Below are 20580 nucleotides of genomic sequence, written 5' to 3' on the forward strand. Positions count from 1 at the left end.
TGAATCGTGTCACCTTCGATATGTCGAATGCTGGATCGCTTCATCCGGCTTGGCAAGGCTTCGGGTCTACGACTTTGGCAGGGGGTGGCGGCGCGGCGGTCACGCGTAGAATGCCCCGGTCAGTCTAGGAGGGATTCATGACGCTCGCGGAAATTGCTCGACTGGCCGGGGTATCGCGTACCACGGCCAGCTATGTCATCAACGGCCAGGCCGAGACACGGCGCATCAGCCAGGACACCGTCGACCGGGTGATGGCGGTGGTCGAACGCCATCGCTACCGGGTCGACCCCCAGGCGGCCGCCCTGCGGCGCGGCTCCAGCCGTACCCTGGGGCTGATCGTGCCCGACCTGGAGAACGTGACCTATGCGCGGCTGGCCAAGCGGCTGGAGCGGGGCGCCCGGGAGGCGGGCTATCAGCTGCTGATCGCCGGCTCCGACGACCGCCCGGAGGTCGAGCGTGACCTGGCGCTGGCGCTGCGGGCGCGGCGCTGCGAGGTGTTGATCACCGCCAGCAGCCTGCCGATGGACGATCCCTTCTACGCCGAGCTGCAGGCCGAGGGGCTGCCGGTAGTGGCCGTGGACCGCGGCTTCGACGCCGAGCGCTTCGCCAGCGTGGTCAGCAACGACGCCGAGGCCGCCGAGCGACTGACCGCCTCGGTGCTGTCGCCCGAGACCGCCCGAGTGGCGTGGCTGGACGCGGTGCCCTGGCTGTCGATCACCGAGGAGCGACGCCGCGGCTTCCAGCGGGCCCTGGCGGGGCACGAGGTCGAGGCCATCCCCGTTTCCGGCGAGCGCTACGATCGCGCCGAGGGCGCCCGGCTGATGCGTCGGGTGCTCGACGAACATGGCCTGCCGGATGCGCTGGTCACGGCATCCTACTCGCTGTTCGAGGGCGTGCTCGATACCCTGCTCGAGGCCGGCGGGCTGCCGGCCTCGCTGCGCCTGGCGACCTTCGGCGACAGCCGCCTGCTGGAGTTCCTGCCGGTGACGGTCAACTCCGCCGAGCAGGACCACGACCGCATGGCCGAGGCGGCGCTGGACAGCGCGCTGGCCGCCGCCCGGGGCGAGAGCGCTCCGGGGCGGAGAACGGTGCCGCGGCGGATGCGCTGGCGAGTGGCCGCGCCGGAGGAGGGCGCGGCCTCTTGAGGCGGCGTCGGGCGCCGATCAGTCCGCCCCGAGATCGCCCCGGGTGGGCAGGGCGAGGTAGCTGCCGGGGCGGGTGACGGCGTGGGCGCCGCAGCGGCTGGCGAAGGCCGCCGCGCGGCGCAGCAGGGCCGCATCCCGATGCCAGGCGTCGTCGGCGGGTATGGCGGCGGCGAGCTCGGCCAGCAGGCCGCCGGTGAAGGCGTCGCCGCCGGCCGTGGTGTCCACGGCCTCCACCGCGGGCGGCGTGATCCACTCGTCCAGTTCGACGGTTCTGAGCCGTATCGCGCCCGGCCCGTCGGTGATCACCGCGGCCTTCACCCCGGCGGCGAAGCGCTCGGCCAGCCAGCCGTCCCGGGGATGGTCGGCGCGCAGGTCGTCGAGCTCCTCGGACGAGAGCCGGATCAGGTCGGCGGCATCGAGCAGGCGGGTGACCAGGCTGATGTCGGCCGTGCCGCCGGCCCAGAGGCCGTGGCGCAGGTTGGCATCGACGCTGATCACGCAGCCGGCGCGGCGCGCCATCTCGACCATGCTGAGCGTGGTCTCGGCGATCTCGGGCTCGGTCAGGCTGTTGCTGCCGACGTGCAGGATCGAAGGCTCGGCGAACACCCCGGCCGGCAGGTGCTCCAGGCGGTAGAGCAGGTCGGCCGCCGGCGGGCGGTAGAACGTGAAGCGCCGCTCGCCCGCGGCGTCGCGATGGACGACGGCGAGCGCCGTGCGCGCCGCGTCGGTGCGCACCACGCCCGAGGTGTCGACGCCGTGGGCGGCGAGTTCTGCGGCGACCCGATCGCCGAAGGGGTCCTCGCCGATCATGCCGAGAAAGCGGCTGGGCACGCCCAGCCGGGCGCAGGCCACGGCGACGTTGGCCGGGGCTCCGCCGGCATAGGGGGTGAAGACTTCCGCGGCGTCTGCCGTGTCGCCGGCGGGCTCGCCAAGGCGGCTGGAGAGCAGGTCGACGAGGGCTTCACCGAAGGCGATGACGGGCAGCATGATCGAGGCTCCTCTCGCTGGATGGGACGGCGCTCAGGCGTCGTCCTCACGGGACAGGGTGGTGCCCAGCAGGTGCTGGGCGCCGGGCACCATCCACACCGGGTCGATCCGGGTGTTGGCCGACTCGACGCACAGGAAACGGCGGGCGGCCTCCACCGAGGTGTCGGCGGGCGGGGCGTCGCCCGGGTGCCAGATCACCGCCGAGTCGCTGCTCTGGCGGGCCACGCGCAGCCGGCGGCTGCCGTCGTCGAGCACCAGCTCGGCATTGCTGCGGTAGATGCGATCCAGGCCGCCGCGCACGCCGAGCTCGCCCTGCTGGTCACGCTCGGCGAAGTCGGCCAGCTTGTCCAGGTAGCTGGCGCCGGCCAGGCCCTCGACGCGGCAGGCGAAGGCGTCCTCGACGGCCAGGTAGGTGTGCAGGGCGCCGGTGATCTTCACCGGGGTCTCGCCGAGGTGCTCGGTGATCAGCTCCACGTGCAGGCGCCGAGCGTTGGCCTGGATCACCGCGCGGGGCACCAGCTGGCCGTGCAGCCGCTCGACCGGGGAGAGGTGCAGCTCCACGCCCTCCTCGTGCTCGTCCACGGCATCGAGGCGCCAGTCGGCCTTGCGCGCCGGGCCGTGCATGGGGCCGGAGCGATCCGTCGACTCGTCGGCGGTGTTCTCGTCGGCGAACCAGGGCCAGCAGAGCGGGATGCCGCCGCGGATCGCGCCGGGCAGCTCCTGGGGCGTGGGCGTCACCCACAGCCAGCCCTCGCTCTCATCGCCGGCAGGGCGGTAATGAAGCACCTGGGCGCCCTGAAGCGATACCGCCAGCTGCCCCCAGGCCTCGTTGGCCAGCCAGACCTCACGGCCGGCCCAGTGGGCGCGGCGTTGGCCGCGGGTCTCCTCGACCAGTGCGGCGAGCGATTCGGGAATCATGCGACCTCCTTGGTGGTCATTCGATCTCTGGATGGTGCAGGGCCTCGGCGGCGCCCAGCAGGCCCGTCCAGGGATCGGTCACCACCTGGACGGGGATGCGGCCGGCGTAGGCGGCCATGCGTCCCTTGGCACGAAAGGCCTCGAGGAAGCGGCTCTCGGGCAGCCACGCGAGGAGCCGGGGCAGGATGCCGCCGCACAGGGTGACGCCCCCGCGGGCCCCGAGGGTGAGTGCGGTATCGCCGCTGACGTCGCCGAGGATCTTCAGGAAACGCAGCAGGGTAGCACGGGCCCCGTCGTCGCCGCTGCCCGCCGCCGCGGTGACCTCGGCGGGCGTCCGGCAGTGCGGGGCGATCTCCTCCAGGGCGCAGTGGGCGCGGTAGAGCGCCAGCAGCCCCGGGCCGGAGAGCAGGCGCTCCACCGAGACGCGCCCGAAGCGCTGGCGAAAGCATGCTTGCAGCGCCCGCTCCGGCGCATCGGTGGGGGCGAAGGTGGCGTGGCCGCCCTCGCTTGGCAGCGGGATCCAGCGCCGGCGACCGTCGCGCCGGCCTGCCGGCAGCAGCCCGGCCATGCCAAGACCGGTGCCGGGGCCGATCACCAGGTGCACCGCACGGGGCACGGCCTCGCCGGCCTGGAGGACGACCCGGTGCGCCTCGCTCACGTGGACCACGCCGAGCGCCTGGGCGATGAAGTCGTTGATCAGCCTGAGGTGGGTAAGCCCAAGCGCCTTGCGCAGCTCGGCCCGGGTGAAATCCCAGGGGGCGTTGGTCATCGTCACCCGTTCGCCGTCGACCGGGCCGGCGACGGCCAGGCAGGCCTCGCGGGGCGCGGCGTCACCGTTGGCACCGACCCGCGCCAGGTAGTCACGGATCGCCGCCGCCGGACCGGGGTAGTCGGCACAGGCCAGGCACTGGAACGCGCGGGGGACCATGGTGCCTGGCGTCACCAGCGCGAAGCGGGCGTGGGTGCCCCCGATATCCCCGATCAGGGCCGGTCGTGTCATCGTCACTTCGTCCCATTAGGCCGCCAGGGCGGTGCCGGACGCTTGTCCGTGATCGCCCTTTTCCGGCCGTGGCTCAGGCGTCCTCGTCGTGGATCTGGTCGGCCTGGCGGGCGAGGTCGTCGGCCTCGAAGCCCCCGAACACCGAGGCGCCCTGTTCGCCGCGCATCGCCAGGTGGCGAAAGCCGGCGAACAGCTCGCGCCCCAGGCCCACGTGATGGGCGGCCAGCTCGCCGACCCGCCGCTCGCGCTCGGCCCAGGCCTGGGTGTCGAGCTTGACCTCGAGGCGACCGGTGTCGGCATCCAGGCGGATGATATCGCCGTCGCGCAGCTTCGACAGCGGACCGCCGTCCAGCGCCTCGGGGCTCATGTGGATGGCCGCCGGCACCTTGCCGGAGGCGCCCGACATGCGTCCGTCGGTGACCAGTGCCACCCGGAAGCCGCGATCCTGGAGCACGCCCAGGTAAGGGGTCAGCTTGTGAAGCTCCGGCATGCCGTTGGCCTTGGGGCCCTGGAAGCGCACCACGGCGATCACGTCGCGATCGAGCTCGCCGGCCTCGAAGGCGGCCTTCAGGTCGTTCTGGTCCTCGAAGATCCGCGCCGGGGCCTCGACCACGCGATGCTCCTCGGCCACCGCCGAGACCTTGATCACGCCGCGCCCGAGGTTGCCGCCGAGCACCGTGAGGCCGCCGGTGGGCGCGAAGGGCTCACTGACGCCGCGCAACACCTCGGTATCGAGGCTCGCCTCGGGGCCCTCGCGCCACGTAAGCGTGCCGTCATCGAGGAAGGGCTCCCGGGTATAGGCGGTCATGTCGGTACCGAAGACGGTGGGAATGTCGGCGTGGATCAGCCCGGCATCGATCAGCTCGCGGAACAGGTACGCCATGCCGCCGGCGGCCTGGAAGTGGTTGATGTCCGCCTGGCCGTTCGGATAGACCCGCATCAGGCTCGGCGTCACCGCGGAGAGCTCGGTGAAATCGTCCCAGGTCAGGGTGATACCCGCCGCGGCCGCCATGGCGATCAGATGCAGGGTGTGGTTGGTGGAGCCGCCGGAGGCGAGCAGGCCCACCACGGCATTGACGATGGCGCGCTCGTCGATCTGTTGGTAGAAGGGCCGATACTCGCCGCCCGGCTCGGTGTGGCGGACCGCCTGCTCGGTGGCGAAGCGGGTCAGCGCCTCGCGCATCTCGGTGCCCGGATTGACGAAGGAGGTGCCGGGCAGGTGCAGCCCCATCATCTCCATCATCAGCTGGTTGGAATTGGCGGTGCCGTAGAAGGTGCAGGTACCGGGGCTGTGGTAGGAGGCGGACTCGGCCTCCAGCAGGTCCTCGCGGCTCGCCTTGCCCTCGGCGAACAGCTGGCGGATGCGCGCCTTCTCCTTGTTGGGCAGGCCGCTCGGCATGGGGCCGGCGGGCACGAACATCGCCGGCAGGTGGCCGAAGCGCGCCGCGGCGATGAACAGCCCCGGCACGATCTTGTCGCACACACCGAGGTACAGCGCGGCGTCGAACATGTTGTGGGAGAGCCCCACGGCGGCGGCCATGGCGATCACGTCGCGGGAGAACAGCGACAGCTCCATGCCCGGCTGCCCCTGGGTGACGCCGTCGCACATGGCCGGCACACCGCCGGCGAACTGGGCGGTGGAGCCCATGGCGCGCGCCGCGGCCTTGATGGTCTCGGGGAAGGTCTCGAACGGCTGGTGGGCCGAGAGCATGTCGTTGTAGGCCGAGATGATGCCCAGGTTCGCCGAGTTCATCAGCTTCAGCGAATCCTTGTCCTGGCTGCCGCAGGCGGCGAAGCCGTGGGCCAGGTTGCCGCAGGAGAGTTCGCCGCGATGCACGCCGCGTCGATGCTGGTCGGCCATGCGGCGCTCGTAGAGGGCGCGGCGCTCGGAGGAGCGTTCGCGGATGCGACGGGTGACGTCGGCGACGGTGTCGTTGAGGGCGGGGATCTTGCTGGCCATGAAGCACCTCGGCTCTGTTTTGATTGGTAAGTTTACCAATATATTTTGCGTATCTCCCCCATGTTAGCCGCATTGCGGCCTTTTTTTGTAGTTTTGTTACTTCAAAGTCCCAGCAGGTTGAGCAGCCATTTCCGGTAGGGCGGGTTCAGCAGTCCGACGGGGCTGCGTCGAGACTGAACGAAGACGCTGCGCTGGTGGCTGAAGCGCAAAAAGCCGGCCTCGCCGTGGTAGGCGCCCAGGCCGCTCTCGCCTACGCCGCCGAAGGGCAGGCCGGGCACGGCGACATGCCACAGGGTGTCGTTGAAGACCACGCCACCGGAGCGGGTCTCCTCCATCAGCCGCCGATGCCGCGCCGGGTCGTCGGTGAAGGCGTAGAGCGCCAGCGGCCGTGGACCCTCGGCTACCCGGGCCAGGGCGGCCTCGAAGTCGCGCAGGCCGATCACCGGCAGCCAGGGGCCGAAGATCTCCTCGCGCATGATCGCAAGCCCCGCGGTGGGGTCGATCACCAGGGTCGGCGGCAGCTTGGCGCCCCGACTGAGCTCGATTCGCTCGCCGAGCTCGATCACCCGGCAGCCGTGATCCCGGGCCTCGGCGAGCATCGTCTCGAGCCGGGCGCGCGCCGTCTCGCCGGGCACCGCCGAATAGTCGTCGCTCGCCGTGCCACGAGGGTAGAAGGTCGCGACCGCCTCGCGCAGCGCCTCGACGAAGGCCGGCAATCGCGCGGCATCGATCAGCACGTGGTCCGGAGCGATGCAGGTCTGGCCGGCGTTGAGCCACTTGCCGAAGGCAATACGCCGGGCGGCATGGGTCAGGTCGGCGTCGTCGGCGACGATAGCCGGGGTCTTGCCACCGAGCTCGAGAGTGACCGGCGTCAGTCCCTCGGCGGCGACGCCGGCGACCTCTCGCCCGATCGAGGCTGGGCCGGTGAAGAGCAGATGGTCGAAGGGCAGGGCGGCGAAGGCGCGTCCGACCTCGGCGTCGCCCTCGACCACGTCGAGCTCGGTGGGGGCGAAGTAGCGCGCCACCAGCCGCGCCATCAGTGCGGCGGTGGTGGGGGCGTGCTCGCTGGGCTTGAGCATCACCCGGTTGCCGGCGGCCAGGGCGTCCACCGCCGGCAGCAGCGCCAGCTGCCAGGGGTAGTTGGCCGGGGCGATGATGCCCACCACCCCAAGCGGCTGGCGATGCACGCGGGCCCGGGCGGGTGCCAGCCGCCAGGGCACGGCCGCCTTGCGCGGCTTCATCCAGCGCTTGAGGCGTCGGCGGGCATGGCGCACGGCCTCCAGCAGGGTGGCGATCTCCGCCAGGCGCGTCTCGGCCTCGGCCCGGTGGCCGAAGTCCTGGCGGATCGCGCGGACGATCTCGTCGCGGTGCTGGCGGGTCATGGTCGCCAGCCGCGCCAGGCGGTCGCGTCGAACCGCCGCCGAGGGGTAGGGCTCGGCGGTGAAGGCGTGGCGCTGCTGTTCCAGGCGCGCCGGCAGTGCGCGGGCGTCGGCCATGCGCGTCTCCCTGTCGGTGATGGCGGTGGCATCGGGGGTTGGGTCTGCGCACAATGTAGGCGCAATGCCGGTGGCTTGTCAGCCGCCGGCCCGCTTTCCCGGGAGGCCCCATGCCGGAACTGGTCCTGAGCGAGCTGTCCGCCATCGAGGCGGTGCCGGCGGCGCGCTGGAACGCCCTGGTCGGCGACGATCACCCCTTCCTGCGCCACGAGTTCCTGCACGCCCTGGAGGCCAGCGGTGCGGCGAGCCCGGCCACCGGCTGGGTGCCGCGCCACCTGACCCTCTGGCAGGGCGAGGCGCTGGTCGGGATCCTGCCCCACTACCACAAGCACCACTCCTACGGGGAGTACGTCTTCGACTGGAGCTGGGCCGAGGCCTGGGAGCGCGTCGGCGGCGACTACTACCCCAAGGGGCTCTCGGCGATTCCCTTCACCCCGGCGCCGGGGCCGCGCCTGGCGCTGGCCCCCCATGTCGATCCGCGGGCCGCGCGTCGGCTGCTGGCCCGGGCCTGGGAGGCGGGGGAGCTCTCGAGCTGGCACCTGCTGTTCGCCGAGGCGGAGGAGGTCGCGGCCTGGCGCGCGGCGTGCCCCGAGCTGCTGGCGCGCCGGGGGGTGCAGTTCCAGTGGCAGGATCACGGCTACGGCGACTTCGCGGGCTTTCTCGCCGCCCTGACCGCCAAGCGGCGCAAGGCGATCCGCCGCGAGCGCCGCCTGGTGGCCGAGCAGGGCCTGACTCTTCACCGCCTGGAGGGAGAGGCCATCGATGCGGCGGCCATGGCGCACTTCTTCCGCTGCTACGAGATCACCTACCTGGAGCGCGGCCGCCACGGCTATCTCGGCCTCGACTTCTTCGAGCGCCTGCGCCGCACCCTGCCCGAGGCGCTGCTGCTGGTCCAGGCCCGCCACCGGGGCCGGCCGGTGGCCGCCGCGCTCTGCCTGCAGGGCACGAAGACCCTCTACGGTCGCTACTGGGGCAGCGAGGTCGCCGCCGACTGCCTGCACTTCGAGGCCTGCTACTACCAGGGCATCGAGCACTGCCTGGCGCGGGGCCTGACCCGTTTCGATCCCGGCACCCAGGGGGAGCACAAGCTCGCCCGGGGCTTCGCGCCGCAGCGGCTCACCTCGCTGCACCACATCACCGATGCCCGATTGCGCGACGGCGTGGCGCGCTTCTGCGCCGAGGAGCGCCGCCACGTCGAGGCCTACGCTGCGGCGGCCGAGGCGGCGCTGCCGTTTCGACGCGACTGATCCCGGGCATCGTCGACCGGGCCCTGCCGATCGCGCCTGAAACTGGCATAATGCCGCCATCGAACGCCTCGTGACGGACTCTCCTGCATGCTGAAGTGGCTGGCCATCGTGCTCACCCTGCTCATCGCCCTGCTGCAGTTCCGCCTGTGGCTCGGCGAGGGCGGGCTTCGCGAGCTTCACGAGGTGCGCCAGCGCGTCGCGGCCCTGGAGGCCGAGAACAAGCCGCTGCGCGACCGCAACGCCCGTCTCGCCGCCGAGGTCGTGGACCTCAAGACCGGCCTCGATGCCATCGAGGAGCGCGCGCGCAGCGATATCGGCATGGTGCGCACCGACGAGCAGTTCTTCTGGGTGCCCGGCGTGGCGGTGGACGCCAGCGGCCACTCGATCAACGCCGGGCTGGTCGGCCTGCCGGCGCCCGGCGCGGAGGCGCGCCCGTGAGCGACCGGCTATGGCTCGTGGTGCCCGCGGCGGGGCAGGGGCGCCGGATGGGCGCCGACCGCCCCAAGCAGTACCTGCCGCTGGCCGGCCGTACGGTGCTGGCCTGCACCCTGGCGCGGCTCCACGCGGCCTTGCCCGAGGCGCGGCTCTGCCTCTGCCTGGACCCGGACGACCCCTATTTCGATCCCGCCTGGGTGCCCTTCGCCGACTGGCGGCGGGCCCCCGGCGGCGCCGAGCGGGTCGATTCGGTGGTCGCGGCCCTGGCCGCCATCGCCCAGGAGGCCGCGGACGATGACCTGGTGCTGGTCCATGATGTGGCCCGGCCCTGCGTCACCGTCGAGGACCTGGCGCGCCTGGTGGCCACCCTGGCCGATGACGCCGTGGGCGGACTGCTGGCCGCGCCGGTCGCCGATACCATGAAGCGCGACGACGGTGCCGGGCGGGTGGCCGCCACCGAGTCCCGCGAGGGGCTCTGGCATGCCCTCACCCCCCAGGGCTTCCGCTTCGGCCCGCTGCGCCGGGCCCTCGACGCGGCCCTGGCGCGAGGCCTCCCCGTCACCGACGAGGCTTCGGCGGTGGAGGCCGCCGGGCAGGCGCCGCGGCTGGTCGCCGGGCGGCGCGACAATCTCAAGATCACCCATCCCGAGGACCTGGCCCTGGCCGAACTGGTGCTGCTGGCCCAGCAACAGGCCGCCCAGGCCGCCTCATCGACACCCGAGGCGCCCCCGGCGGGGGCGAACAGCGCATGATGCGAATCGGCCATGGCTTCGACGTCCATCGCTTCGGCGAGGGCGATCACCTGATGATCGGCGGCGTCGCCGTGCCCTTCGACCACGGCTTCGTGGCCCACTCCGACGGCGACGTGCTGCTGCACGCGATCTGCGACGCCCTGCTGGGCGCCTGTGGCCTTGGCGACATCGGCCGCCACTTCCCCGACACCGACCCGGCCTGGGCCGGCGCCGACAGCCGGGCGCTGCTGCGCCATGTCGCGGGCCTCGCCCGCGAGGCCGGCTACCGGGTCGGCAACCTGGACGCCACGGTGCTCGCCCAGGCGCCGAAGCTCGCCCCCCACGTCGCCACCATGGCCGAACGCATCGCCGAGGACCTCGGCGTCGGTGCCGCGGCGGTCAACGTCAAGGCCACCACCACCGAGCGGCTCGGCTTCACCGGCCGCGGCGAGGGCATCGCCGCCGAGGCGGTGGTGCTGCTGATGCGCGTGGGGGCGACCGCCGATGCGTGAGGCCGCGGCGGCGCACGCCCAGGACGCCATCGACTGGCCGCCGGCCTGGCCGCGGGTGCTGGATGATGCCTTCGGCCCGCCGCCGGCCGGCGACTACCGCGCCGCGCCCGAGGACTTCCGGGTCGAGGAGGTCCTCGACTTCGCCCCCGAGGGCGAGGGCGAGCACCTCTGGCTCTTCATCGAGAAGCGCGACCTGACCACCGCCATGGCGGTGCGCGAGCTGGCGCGGCTCTGCGAGGTCTCCCCCCGGGTGGTCGGCTATGCCGGGATGAAGGATCGCGTGGCGGTGACCCGCCAGTGGCTCTCGGTGCAGCTGCCGGGCCGCGAGGCCCCCGAGGGGCTCTCCGAGCGGCTCGCCGCGCGCGGCATCCAGGTGCTCGAGCAGGCCCGCCACCCCCGCAAGCTCAAGCGCGGCGTGCACCGCGCCAACCGCTTCTCGCTGCGCCTCACCGGCGCGGCGGTAACGGATGCCACCGTCGCCGCGCGCTGGGAGCGGCTCTGCCGGGAGGGGGTCGCCAACTACTTCGGCCCCCAGCGCTTCGGCCCCCACGGGCGCAACCTGCAGCGTGCCCGCGGCGTGCTGGCGCGGGGCTGGCGCAAGCGCGACGACCGCGACGGCATGCTGCTCTCGGCGACGCGCAGCTTCCTGTTCAACGAGCTGCTCGCCGCGCGCATCCGCGACGGCAGCTGGGCGACGCCGCTGCCCGGCGAGGTAGTGATGCTCGACGGCAGCGCCAGCCAGTTCGACGTCGCGCCGGACGATGCCGAGGCGCTCGCCGAGCTGCGCGAGCGGGCGGCGCGCCTCGACCTGCATCCGGCCGGCGCGCTGTGGGGCTCGGGAGACTCCCGCGCCACCGGCGAGGCGGGCGAGCGCGAGGCCGCCGTGGTCGCGCGCTACCCGCACCTCTGCGACGGGCTCGAGCGGGCCGGGGTGCGCCTGGGGCGCCGGGCGCTGCGGCTGCGCCTCGGCGAGCCGGCGCTGACCCGCGGCGACGACGCCCTGTGGCTCTCGTTCAGCCTGCCCCGGGGCTCCTTCGCCACCGCCGTGCTGCGCGAGCTGATCGCCCATCCGACCCTCGACCCCGCGTCCCCCGACAGGAGCCCCTGATGCGCCGACTGCTGCTTTCCAACGACGATGGCGTCCACGCCCCGGGGCTGCGCGCCCTCTACGACGCCCTGCTGCCCCATGCCAAGTTGCGGGTGGTGGCGCCCGACCGCGACAAGAGCGGGGCGAGCAACTCGCTCACCCTGAGCCGGCCGCTGGCGCTGTCGTCCCTCGACAACGGCTTCTACAGCGTCGACGGTACCCCGGCGGACTGCGTCTACCTGGGCGTCAACGGCGTCTGGGACGAGCGCCCTGACCTCGTGATCTCGGGCATCAACCACGGTGGCAACCTGGGGGACGACGTGCTCTACTCCGGCACCGTGGCGGCCGCCATGGAGGGGCGCAACCTGGGCATGGCGGCCATCGCCATGTCGCTGGTCGGCTCGCGCCACTTCGAGACCGCCGGGCGGGTCGCCTCGAGCCTGGTGGGCGCGGCCGACCGGCTCTCGCTGCCGCCGCGCAGCCTGCTCAACGTCAACGTGCCGGACCTGCCCTGGGACGAGCTGCGCGGCTTCAAGGTCACCCGCATGGGCCATCGCGGCCCGGCAGCGCGCCCCCTGGAGGTGCGCGATCCCCGCGGCCGGCTGCGCTACTGGATCGCCGCCGCGGGCGAGAACGCCGACGACGGCCCGGACACCGATTTCGCCGCCGTCGAGGCGGGCTATGTTTCCATCACGCCGCTGCAGACCGACCTGACCCGGCACGCAGCGCGCGACGACGTGCAGGACTGGCTGGATGCCCTCATCTGAACTGCTGCGCGGTGTCGGCATGACATCGCAGCGAACCCGGGACCGCATGGTACGCCGCCTCGCCGATCAGGGCGTGCGCGACCGCCGCGTGCTGGAGGTCATGGCCCGCGAGCCGCGCCATCTGTTCCTCGACGAGGCGCTGTCGCATCGCGCCTACGAGGACACCTCGCTGCCCATCGGCCACGGCCAGACCCTCTCCCAGCCCTGGATGGTGGCGCGGATGACCGAGCTCGTGATCCAGGAGGCCCCCGCCCGGGTGCTGGAGGTCGGCACCGGCTCCGGCTACCAGACCCTGGTGCTGTCGCGGCTGGTCGCGGAACTCTGGTCGGTGGAACGGATCAATGCCCTGCACCGTCGCGCCGCCGAGCGGCTGCGCGGGCTCGAGGCGAGCAACGTCCGGCTGCGCCTGGCCGATGGCGGCCACGGCTGGTCGGAGGAGGCGCCCTTCGACGTCATCCTGCTGACCGCCTGCGCCCGCGAGCTGCCCGGGCCGCTGCTCGACCAGCTCGGCGAGGAGGGGGTGCTGATCACGCCGCTGGCCCAGCCGGACGGCAGTCAGTGGCTGACCCGGGTGCGCCGGCGTGGTGACGGCTTCGCCAGCGAGCGGCTGGAGCCGGTGCGCTTCGTGCCCCTGCTGGAGGGGGTCATCCGGTGAGCAGGGCGTCATTCGTTGAAAGGAGTCGGCTGTGAAGCGTCATTTCGGGATCTTTTTCAGGGGCGCCGGCATGGGGGCCGCCGATGCAGTCCCCGGCGTCTCCGGCGGCACCATCGCCTTCGTCACCGGCATCTATGAGGAGCTGATCCACACCATCAAGCAGTTCGGGCCGAGTGCCTTCGTGGCGTGGCGGCAGGGGGGGCTTGCGCGTCTCGCGCTGCACCTCAACCTGGCCTTCATGCTGCCGCTGCTGGCCGGCATCTTCCTGAGCCTGTTCAGCGTGGCGCACCTGGTCGTCTGGCTGATCGAGGACTACCCCTTGCTGCTCAACGGTTTCTTCTTCGGCCTGGTGGCCGCCTCCGCCGTGGTGGTCAGCCGCCACCCGGACGACTGGCGCTGGTGGCACCTGGTGCCGCTGGCCGTCGGCCTGCTGCTGGCCCACGGCCTGCCGTCGCTGATGCCGCTGGTCGCCCAGCTCGGCCAGCCCGACCTGGTGCTGGTGGTGGGCGGTGCCATCGCCATCAGCGCGCTGCTGCTGCCCGGCGTGTCGGGCAGCTTCCTGCTGCTGACCATGGGGCTCTACGGCACGGTGATGGAGGGCATCCGCAGCGTCGACCTGGGGCTTCTGGCGCTGTTCGGCGCGGGCTGCCTGGTGGGCCTGTTCGGCTTCTCGCGGCTGCTCTCCTGGCTCCTGCGTCATCACCATACCGCCACCCTGCAGCTGCTGGTCGGCTTCATCATCGGCTCGCTGCCGGTACTCTGGCCGTGGCGCGAACTGGTACGCTACCAGCTCGGCGCCGAGGGCCAGATGATTCCCCTCGACTATCGCTATCTGACCCCGGCCGACTTCGCCGAGCTGACCGGCGAGCCCGCCCAGCTGCTGGCGGTGGCCGCCCTGATGCTGGCCGGTGCCGCCCTGGTGCTGCTGCTCGGCTGGGCCAACCGCTCCGCCGGCGCCGAGGCCGCGCCCCCGGCCGCCCGCCGCGCGGCGACCGCCGGACCCCGACAAGGTGCTGACAAGGAGGAAGGCTCCGATGCATAAGGTATTTCTGATTTCCGGGCTGGCGCTGGCGCTGGCCGGCTGCGCCGCCCAGCAGGGCGACAGCGTGCCGGTCCAGGTCCGCGACCTCTCGGCCGCTCGCGCGGACACTCGCCCCGCCCAGTACACCGTCGAGGCGGGGGACACCCTCTACGGCATCGCCTGGCGCCACGACATGGACTATCGCGACCTGGCGCGCCTCAACCGCATCGGGCCGCCCTATCGCATCGAGCCCGGCCAGACGCTGACGCTCGGCGGCGACGGGGCGGGCGGCGCCGCGGCGTCCGGCCAGGCCGACGCGCAGGGCGGTGGCGTGGTGGCGACCGGCCTCGGCGGCGCGGCCTCGGCCAGCGGCGAGGACCTCGACTGGCTGATGCCCGACGAGAGCGCCATCGAGCGCAACCGGCGCCTGGCGGCCGAGCGCTCGTCCCAGGAGGACGCCAGCGATGGAGCGGCCGACGCCGGCGCCGATGACGCCTCGGGCACTGAGGAATCGGGCCCGGGCCCGGTCTACAGCTACGACAGCCCCGGGGCGGATGGCGAGTTGAGCGAGCGCGACCTGGCCGAACGGCGCGAGCGCGACGCCCAGGCCCAGGAGGAGGGCGCCGAGCGCGCCGGGCCGACCGCCGAGGAGGGCGCCGAGCAGACCGCCCAGGCGTCGTCCGACGCGAGCGGCGAGGCCCCGGCAGCCACCGACGAGGGAGCCTCGGTGGCCGGCGAGCCCGACGCCCCGGCGAGCGACGAGCGTCGCTACACCCCGGTGGCGGAGGTGCCCTGGCAGTGGCCCGCGCCCGGTGAGGTGGTCGGCCGTTTCGGCGAGGGCAGCAGCATCACCGCCGGCATTGATATCGCTGGTCAAAAGGGGCAGTCTGTCAAGGCAGCCGGGCCGGGGATCGTGGTCTACGCGGGCAGCGGCGTCAGGGGCTACGGCAACCTGATCCTGCTCAAGCACAACGACCAGTTCCTCAGCGCCTACGCCCACAACCAGACCCTCCACGTCGAGGAGAACGATGTGGTCGAGGCCGGCGACGTCATCGCCACCATGGGTGACAGCGATGCCGAGGATGTCAGGCTGCACTTCGAGGTGCGCAAGGACGGCCAGCCTCAGGATCCTCTGGAGTATCTGCCGAAGCGCTGACCCCCGGTCGGCGGCGGCCACCACCCGAGGCAGAAGCTCCGGGGCTCTCAACAATAATAATCTCGTGCGTCGATCGTCCGGCCATGGACCTACGGCGCCCGGTCGCAACCATGGGGTAGGAATCGATGAGCATGCTTGAACGGGACCTTCAGGATGTGAATCTGGCGTCCGCCGAAGAGGCGGACGATGACACTGTCGAGGCGGAGGACGATCGCGAGGAGATCGACGAGGAGGAAGAGGAGACGCTGAGCGGCGACGAGGACGCCTTCGAGAAGGCCCTGAGCCGCGAGGACCGCCACCATCGGCACAGCCTCGATGCCACCCAGATCTATCTCAACGAGATCGGCTTCTCGCCGCTGCTGACGCCCGAGGAGGAGGTCTTCTTCGGGCGGCTGGCCCGCAAGGGCGATCCGCTGGGCCGCTCGCGGATGATCGAGTCCAACCTGCGCCTGGTGGTGAAGATCGCCCGGCGCTACCTCAACCGCGGCCTCACCCTGCTCGACCTCATCGAGGAGGGCAACCTCGGCCTGATCCGCGCCGTCGAGAAGTTCGATCCCGAGCGCGGCTTCCGCTTCTCGACCTACGCCACCTGGTGGATCCGCCAGACCATCGAGCGGGCGCTGATGAACCAGACCCGCACCATCCGGCTGCCGATCCACGTGGTCAAGGAGCTCAACATCTACCTGCGGGCGGCCCGCGAGCTGACCCAGAAGCTCGACCACGAGGCCACCGCCGAGGAGGTCGCCGACTACCTCGACAAGCCGGTGGAGACCGTCAAGAAGATGATGGGCCTCAACGAGCGGGTCTCCTCCGTCGACTACCCGATGGGCAGCGAGAGCGACAAGCCGCTGATCGAGACCCTGGCCGACGACAACGACCAGGGCCCCGAGTCGACCCTGGTCGACGGCGACGTTCGTCAGCACGTCGACGAGTGGCTGGCCGAGCTCACCGAGAAGCAGATGGAGGTGGTGGTGCGCCGCTTCGGCCTGCGCGGCCACGAGGCCGCGACCCTCGAGCAGGTCGGCGAGGAGATCGGCCTGACCCGCGAGCGGGTCCGCCAGATCCAGGTGGAGGCTCTGAAGAAGCTGCGCCGCATGCTCGACAAGCAGGGTCTCTCGCTGGACGCCATCTTCGAGTGATCCCCGGGGCGGTCCGCGCGACGCGGGCCGCCCCACGCTCGCGGGTGGGCGGTCGGCCTCGCCTCGTTCGTGGCAGTCGTTTCCACTGCTCATGAGCTCCTTGGCCAGAGGAATGCCTGGTTTGCTGGTCGGATGTGGCGTCTTTTGCCATGAACTCCCGGAGCGATTGAGGGATAATTACTGTTTTCCCCTCGACGCGACAGGATTCCGATCATGGCCCGGCCGCTGATTGCCGACATCGACCTCGACGCCCTGCGTCACAACTACCGCCTGGCCCGTGACCAGGCCCCCCACAGCCGCTCCGTCGCCGTGATCAAGGCCGACGCCTACGGGCACGGCGCGCTGCGCTGTGCCCGCGCCCTCGAGGACCTGGCACCGGCCTTCGCCGTGGCCTGCCTCGAGGAGGCCGAGACGCTGCGCGAGGGGGGCATCACCGCGCCCATCGTGCTGCTCGAGGGCATCTTCGAGGCCGCCGAGCTCGAGCGGGTCGAGGCGCTGGGGCTGTGGATGGCGGTGCACAGCGAGTGGCAGCTCGAGGCGCTGCTCGCCTACCGGCCCGCCCGTCCCATTCCGGTGTGGGTCAAGGTGGACTCGGGGATGCACCGCCTGGGCTTCCCGCCGGAGCAGGCCGAGGCGGTCTGGGCGCGGCTCGCCGCCGCGCCGGCGCACGCCTGCGACCTGCACCTGATGAGCCACTTCGCCACCGCCGATGCCCGGGAAGGCGACTACTTCGAGCAGCAGCTCGGGCTGCTGGCGGCCCTGGCCGAGCGGCTCGGCGCGCCCACCTGCCTGGCCAACTCGCCCGCCACCCTCGCCTGGCCCGCCTCCCACGGCGCCTGGAACCGGCCCGGGGTGATGCTCTACGGCAGCGACCCGCTGGAGGCCGCCAACGCGGCGAGCCGTCGCCTCGCCCCGGTGATGACCCTGCGCTCGGCGATCATCGCCGTCCGTGAGCTCGAGGCGGGGGAGCCGGTGGGCTATGGCGGGCGCTGGCGGGCGCCGCGCCCCTCGCGGATCGGCGTGGTGGCGGCGGGCTACGGCGACGGCTACGACCGCCACGCGGCCGACGGCACTCCGGTGCTGGTCAACGGCCGGCGCACGGCGATCGCCGGCAAGGTCTCCATGGACATGCTCACCGTGGACCTCACCGATATCCCCGAGGCCGACATCGGCAGCGAGGTGGTGCTGTGGGGCCGGGCGGCGAACGGCGAGGTGCTGTCGGTGGACGAGGTGGCCCGCCACTGCGACACCATCAGCTACACCCTGCTCACGGGGGTGCTGCCGAGGGTGCCCAGGCGCTATCATGGCGCGGACTGATCGCCGACCCACGGGAAGCCGCATGTCCAAGGACGACACCCCCCAGACCTCCTTCGCCCACCCGCGCTACTGGCCCGCCTGGCTCGGCATCGGGGCCATGTACGCGGTGGCCTGGCTGCCCTGGCGCCTCAAGCTGTGGATCGGCCGGGCCATCGGCCTGGCCGCCTGGCGCTTCGCCGGGCGCCGCCGGCACATCACCGAGACCAATATCCGGCTCTGCTTCCCGGAGCGCGATGCCGATCAGCAGGCCGCCCTGGTGCGGGAGAGCTTCATCGCCAACGGCATCGGCCTGGTCGAGACGGCCACCGGCTGGTGCCGGGACCACGAGCACCTGCGCCATCGGGTGATCTTCCGCGGGCAGGAGCACATGGCGCGGCTGCAGGCCCAGGGGCGGGGCGCCCTGATCCTCGGGGTGCACTTCTCGACCCTCGACCTGGGAGCTGCCCTGCATGCGCTCTACTTTCGCGCCGATGCCGTGCAGCGCCCCCACGACAACCCGCTCTTCGACCGCTTCATGGCGCGCGCCCGGGCCCCGTATTTCGATGCGATCCTCGACCGTCACGACCTGCGCGGCGTGGTGCGCCGCATCAAGGCGGGCCATGCGGTCTGGTACTCGCCGGACCAGGACTTCGGCCGCGAGGCCAGCGTCTTCGCGCCCTTCTTCGGCGTCGAGGCGGCCACGGTGCGCATGACCGCGCGCATCGCGCGCATGACCGGGGCGCCGGTGATACCGCTGATCTTCCATCGCAATCCGGACGATCGCACCTACACCCTGGAGTACCTGCCGCCCCTCGAGGACTTCCCCAGCGGCGACGAGGTGGCCGATGCCAGCCGCGTCAACGCGGTGATCGAGGCGGCGATCCGCCGTCACCCCGAGCAGTACCTGTGGCTGCACCGGCGCTTCAAGACCCGCCCGCGGGGCGAGGCGAAGCTCTACTGAGGCGACCCTCCTCGAGCGCTCTGCACGGGTGCCTGGCCGACAAGGGACTATACTGAATCGGCCAACGCCACTCTCCGCCGACACCGGCTGACAGGCAAAGCGCCAGGAACCTCGGCCGCGGTGTTACCGGGCCACTTTTCGCACGCGATACCTCTCCCCCGACGCCAGACGGTCATGGCCGTTCGCACGGTGCTTGTCCTTTTCTGCACCCCGGCTGCTGGACTGGCGCCCCTCACATGAGACGCCACGGGCTCGGGTGCTTCCTCGAGGAGTGTCTCGTCATGCAACGCTCAACCCTGATCGGTGTTTGCCTCGCGTCATCCCTGCTCGCATCCTCCGCCTGGGCCGCGCCCCTGGCCGATCGTGATCCCGACGTCGCGTCCGCCCCCCGGGACATCACCTGCAGCGGGCCGGGATTCGACGACTCGGACGGCCTCGCGTTCCTGTCCGATCCGGCGGCCACCGCCGCCCAGCGCCGCAGCGCGATCCGGCTGCTCTTCACGGCGGAGCACTATCGGCTGCGAGACGGCCTGACCGACTACGAGTGATCCGAGCGCCGAACGCCCCGAGGCGCCGGATCATGCGCTGTCTTGCGACCGGGCGAGCTGCCTGGCCGCAAAGGCGGCCACCCGGGGCGTGCGGCCCGACGTGGCTCAGCCGCCCTGCCGGCCGGGCAGGGCGGCCGGCAGCCGGAGCCGGTGCAGGCCGTCGTCCAGGCGCGCCGAGACGAAGCGGCGATCCAGCGGATGGCGCACCGCCCCGGCGAGCGTCTCCAGCACCCGATCGGCATGGGCCTGCAGCAGCGCGAGCTCCCGGGGCTCGGCGAACAGCGACAGTGTCTTGAGCGCCTTGAGCACGCCCAGGCCGATGCTCAGGTCGTGCCGGCCGTGGTGCAGGATGGGCTGGAAGAGCCGGTAGAGCAGGCTCTCGAAGTCCTCCACCCGCCAGGTCACCCGGCAGCGCCCGTCGCCATCGAAGCGCGCATTGCAGGGTTGCCACTCGAGGCGCCGGCGCAGCAGGTCGGTCAGGCGATGCAGGCAGAGCCGGGCGGTGCCGGGGTCGTTGATGCCCGGCGAGAGCGCCTTCAAGGCGATCTCCATCAGCTGGGTCATGCCGAACACGTGGTGCTCGGTGATCGCCTCGCCCTCCATGTAGACCAGGGCGGCGCGGGCCTCCTCGCACCAGGCCGCCTCGGGTGGGCTCGCGGCCTCAAGCGTTAGGATCGGCAGCCCCTCCACCACGTAGTCGCCGAAGCGGAAGTGCAGGTGCACCACGCCGTCGACCCGGCGCGCCAGCGCGGCCAGGGCGCTGAGGTCGGCATTCTGCAGGTACCCGGCGCGCCGGGCGGCCACGGGGTGGCGAGGATCGCCCGAGGTCGGGGCGACGCCGAGCAGGCGCCACTCCCGGCCCTGCTGGCGGCGCTGCAGGGCGTGCATCGAGGCAAGCGTAGTGCGGTGCAGGTCGGTGGCCACGGCGTCGATCTGGATCGACATCGAGGCGTTGTGGATGAAGTAGACGAACAGCGCCAGGCAGTGGATGACCATGGCGCAGGCCAGGTAGATCGCCAGTGAGCGCCAGGTCGCCTCGCCCTCGGCCACGTCCGGCACCATCAGCAGCATCAGGATGAAGAGGATGGTGCCCAGGTAGTGGCCCAGCACCCACTGGTGCGGGCGCTCCGAGACCAGCCCGAACACCAGCTTGTGGGAGAACTGTCCGCCGGCCTGGGAGAGCACCGACATCACCATGGAGAAGCTGAAGACCATCAGCGAGATCATGCCGCCGAGCAGGGCGGCGAGCAGCGCCTGGGTCTTCTCCGGCGCCTCGAGGCCGAGCAGCGTGAGCAGGGTCGGCAGCCGCTCGTCGGAGATCGGCAGCAGCAGGGCGGCGAGGCTCGCCAGGCCGTAGGCCAGCGCCAGCAGGGTGGGCAGGTAGGCAATGCTCTGCCGGAAGGCCTTGAGCAGGCGCACGGGCCAGATCATCGAGCGGTTCATGGGCGACTCCTCGCGGGACGAGTCCCCTTATGGCCCGCCGGGGCGCCTGGGACAACCCCTCCCTCGCCCCCACAAT

The 20580-nt window shown here is 72.0% G+C and carries 20 protein-coding genes; 14 read left to right on the forward strand and 6 right to left on the reverse strand.

Annotation, left to right across the window (positions count from 1 at the left end; translation table 11 throughout):
* Window positions 1-137: 137 nt before the first annotated feature.
* The gene (cra, locus tag C9F13_RS08270; RefSeq protein ID WP_108445757.1) at window positions 138-1145 is read left to right on the forward strand and encodes a catabolite repressor/activator; all 1008 of its coding nucleotides are present in this window, start codon (window positions 138-140) and stop codon (window positions 1143-1145) included.
* 18 nt (window positions 1146-1163) lie between these two features.
* Here the strand turns inward: cra and C9F13_RS08275 are convergent, their stop codons facing one another.
* The 5 genes from C9F13_RS08275 to C9F13_RS08295 form a co-directional block, all read right to left on the reverse strand.
* On the reverse strand, window positions 1164-2132 hold the full coding sequence (locus tag C9F13_RS08275; protein WP_108445758.1) for a carbohydrate kinase family protein: 969 nt from the start codon (window positions 2130-2132) through the stop codon (window positions 1164-1166).
* A 33-nt stretch (window positions 2133-2165) separates the two neighbouring features.
* Window positions 2166-3050 (reverse strand): D-hexose-6-phosphate mutarotase, encoded by an 885-nt coding sequence (locus tag C9F13_RS08280; RefSeq protein WP_108445759.1) that lies wholly within the window; start codon window positions 3048-3050, stop codon window positions 2166-2168.
* Window positions 3051-3066: 16 nt separating this feature from the next.
* Window positions 3067-4050 carry a glucokinase gene (gene glk, locus C9F13_RS08285; RefSeq protein ID WP_108445760.1) on the reverse strand — a complete coding sequence of 328 codons (984 nt, stop codon included), beginning with the start codon at window positions 4048-4050 and terminating at the stop codon, window positions 3067-3069.
* Between the two features lie 73 nt (window positions 4051-4123).
* Window positions 4124-6010, reverse strand: a complete 1887-nt coding sequence (edd, locus tag C9F13_RS08290) for a phosphogluconate dehydratase (protein WP_108445761.1) — start codon at window positions 6008-6010, stop codon at window positions 4124-4126.
* Between the two features lie 101 nt (window positions 6011-6111).
* A complete protein-coding gene (locus C9F13_RS08295) occupies window positions 6112-7506 on the reverse strand; it encodes a coniferyl aldehyde dehydrogenase (protein WP_108445762.1) in 1395 nt (464 codons plus the stop codon).
* Window positions 7507-7616: 110 nt separating this feature from the next.
* Between C9F13_RS08295 and C9F13_RS08300 the strand changes: the two genes are divergently transcribed.
* The 13 genes from C9F13_RS08300 (at window position 7617) to C9F13_RS08360 (ending at window position 19061) form a co-directional block, all read left to right on the forward strand.
* Complete coding sequence (locus C9F13_RS08300) at window positions 7617-8753, forward strand: GNAT family N-acetyltransferase (RefSeq protein WP_108445763.1); 1137 nt, start codon at window positions 7617-7619, stop codon at window positions 8751-8753.
* Between the two features lie 87 nt (window positions 8754-8840).
* Window positions 8841-9191 carry a cell division protein FtsB gene (ftsB, locus tag C9F13_RS08305; RefSeq protein ID WP_108445764.1) on the forward strand — a complete coding sequence of 117 codons (351 nt, stop codon included), beginning with the start codon at window positions 8841-8843 and terminating at the stop codon, window positions 9189-9191.
* Window positions 9188-9940, forward strand: coding sequence for a 2-C-methyl-D-erythritol 4-phosphate cytidylyltransferase (gene ispD / locus C9F13_RS08310; protein ID WP_108445765.1), 753 nt, complete (start codon window positions 9188-9190; stop codon window positions 9938-9940). The genes ftsB and ispD overlap by 4 nt, the downstream gene beginning before the upstream one ends.
* Window positions 9940-10431 carry a 2-C-methyl-D-erythritol 2,4-cyclodiphosphate synthase gene (gene ispF, locus C9F13_RS08315; RefSeq protein WP_108445992.1) on the forward strand — a complete coding sequence of 164 codons (492 nt, stop codon included), beginning with the start codon at window positions 9940-9942 and terminating at the stop codon, window positions 10429-10431. The genes ispD and ispF overlap by 1 nt, the downstream gene beginning before the upstream one ends.
* The gene (gene truD / locus C9F13_RS08320) at window positions 10424-11539 is read left to right on the forward strand and encodes a tRNA pseudouridine(13) synthase TruD (protein WP_108445766.1); all 1116 of its coding nucleotides are present in this window, start codon (window positions 10424-10426) and stop codon (window positions 11537-11539) included. The genes ispF and truD overlap by 8 nt, the downstream gene beginning before the upstream one ends.
* The gene (gene surE, locus C9F13_RS08325) at window positions 11539-12285 is read left to right on the forward strand and encodes a 5'/3'-nucleotidase SurE (RefSeq protein ID WP_108445767.1); all 747 of its coding nucleotides are present in this window, start codon (window positions 11539-11541) and stop codon (window positions 12283-12285) included. Before truD ends, surE begins: the two co-directional genes overlap by 1 nt.
* Window positions 12286-12304: 19 nt before the next feature.
* Window positions 12305-12940: a protein-L-isoaspartate(D-aspartate) O-methyltransferase gene (locus tag C9F13_RS08330; protein WP_425432873.1), complete on the forward strand. Its 636-nt coding sequence runs from the start codon at window positions 12305-12307 to the stop codon at window positions 12938-12940.
* Window positions 12941-13010: 70 nt separating this feature from the next.
* Window positions 13011-13982: a DUF368 domain-containing protein gene (locus C9F13_RS08335; protein WP_425432874.1), complete on the forward strand. Its 972-nt coding sequence runs from the start codon at window positions 13011-13013 to the stop codon at window positions 13980-13982.
* The gene (locus C9F13_RS08340) at window positions 13975-15117 is read left to right on the forward strand and encodes a peptidoglycan DD-metalloendopeptidase family protein (RefSeq protein WP_108445770.1); all 1143 of its coding nucleotides are present in this window, start codon (window positions 13975-13977) and stop codon (window positions 15115-15117) included. Before C9F13_RS08335 ends, C9F13_RS08340 begins: the two co-directional genes overlap by 8 nt.
* Before the next feature lie 125 nt (window positions 15118-15242).
* A complete protein-coding gene (gene rpoS / locus C9F13_RS08345; protein ID WP_108445771.1) occupies window positions 15243-16256 on the forward strand; it encodes an RNA polymerase sigma factor RpoS in 1014 nt (337 codons plus the stop codon).
* Window positions 16257-16469: 213 nt separating this feature from the next.
* Window positions 16470-17573 carry an alanine racemase gene (gene alr / locus C9F13_RS08350; protein ID WP_108445772.1) on the forward strand — a complete coding sequence of 368 codons (1104 nt, stop codon included), beginning with the start codon at window positions 16470-16472 and terminating at the stop codon, window positions 17571-17573.
* A 22-nt stretch (window positions 17574-17595) separates the two neighbouring features.
* Window positions 17596-18513, forward strand: a complete 918-nt coding sequence (lpxL, locus tag C9F13_RS08355) for an LpxL/LpxP family Kdo(2)-lipid IV(A) lauroyl/palmitoleoyl acyltransferase (protein WP_108445773.1) — start codon at window positions 17596-17598, stop codon at window positions 18511-18513.
* A gap of 281 nt (window positions 18514-18794) precedes the next feature.
* Window positions 18795-19061 (forward strand): hypothetical protein, encoded by a 267-nt coding sequence (locus tag C9F13_RS08360; RefSeq protein WP_157955184.1) that lies wholly within the window; start codon window positions 18795-18797, stop codon window positions 19059-19061.
* Window positions 19062-19166: 105 nt separating this feature from the next.
* Here the strand turns inward: C9F13_RS08360 and C9F13_RS08365 are convergent, their stop codons facing one another.
* A complete protein-coding gene (locus C9F13_RS08365; RefSeq protein WP_108445775.1) occupies window positions 19167-20504 on the reverse strand; it encodes a DUF2254 domain-containing protein in 1338 nt (445 codons plus the stop codon).
* Between the last annotated feature and the right edge of the window lie 76 nt (window positions 20505-20580).

The sequence above is a fragment of the Halomonas denitrificans genome (assembly GCF_003056305.1).
In the GTDB taxonomy this organism is placed as follows: Bacteria; Pseudomonadota; Gammaproteobacteria; order Pseudomonadales; family Halomonadaceae; genus Halomonas; species Halomonas denitrificans.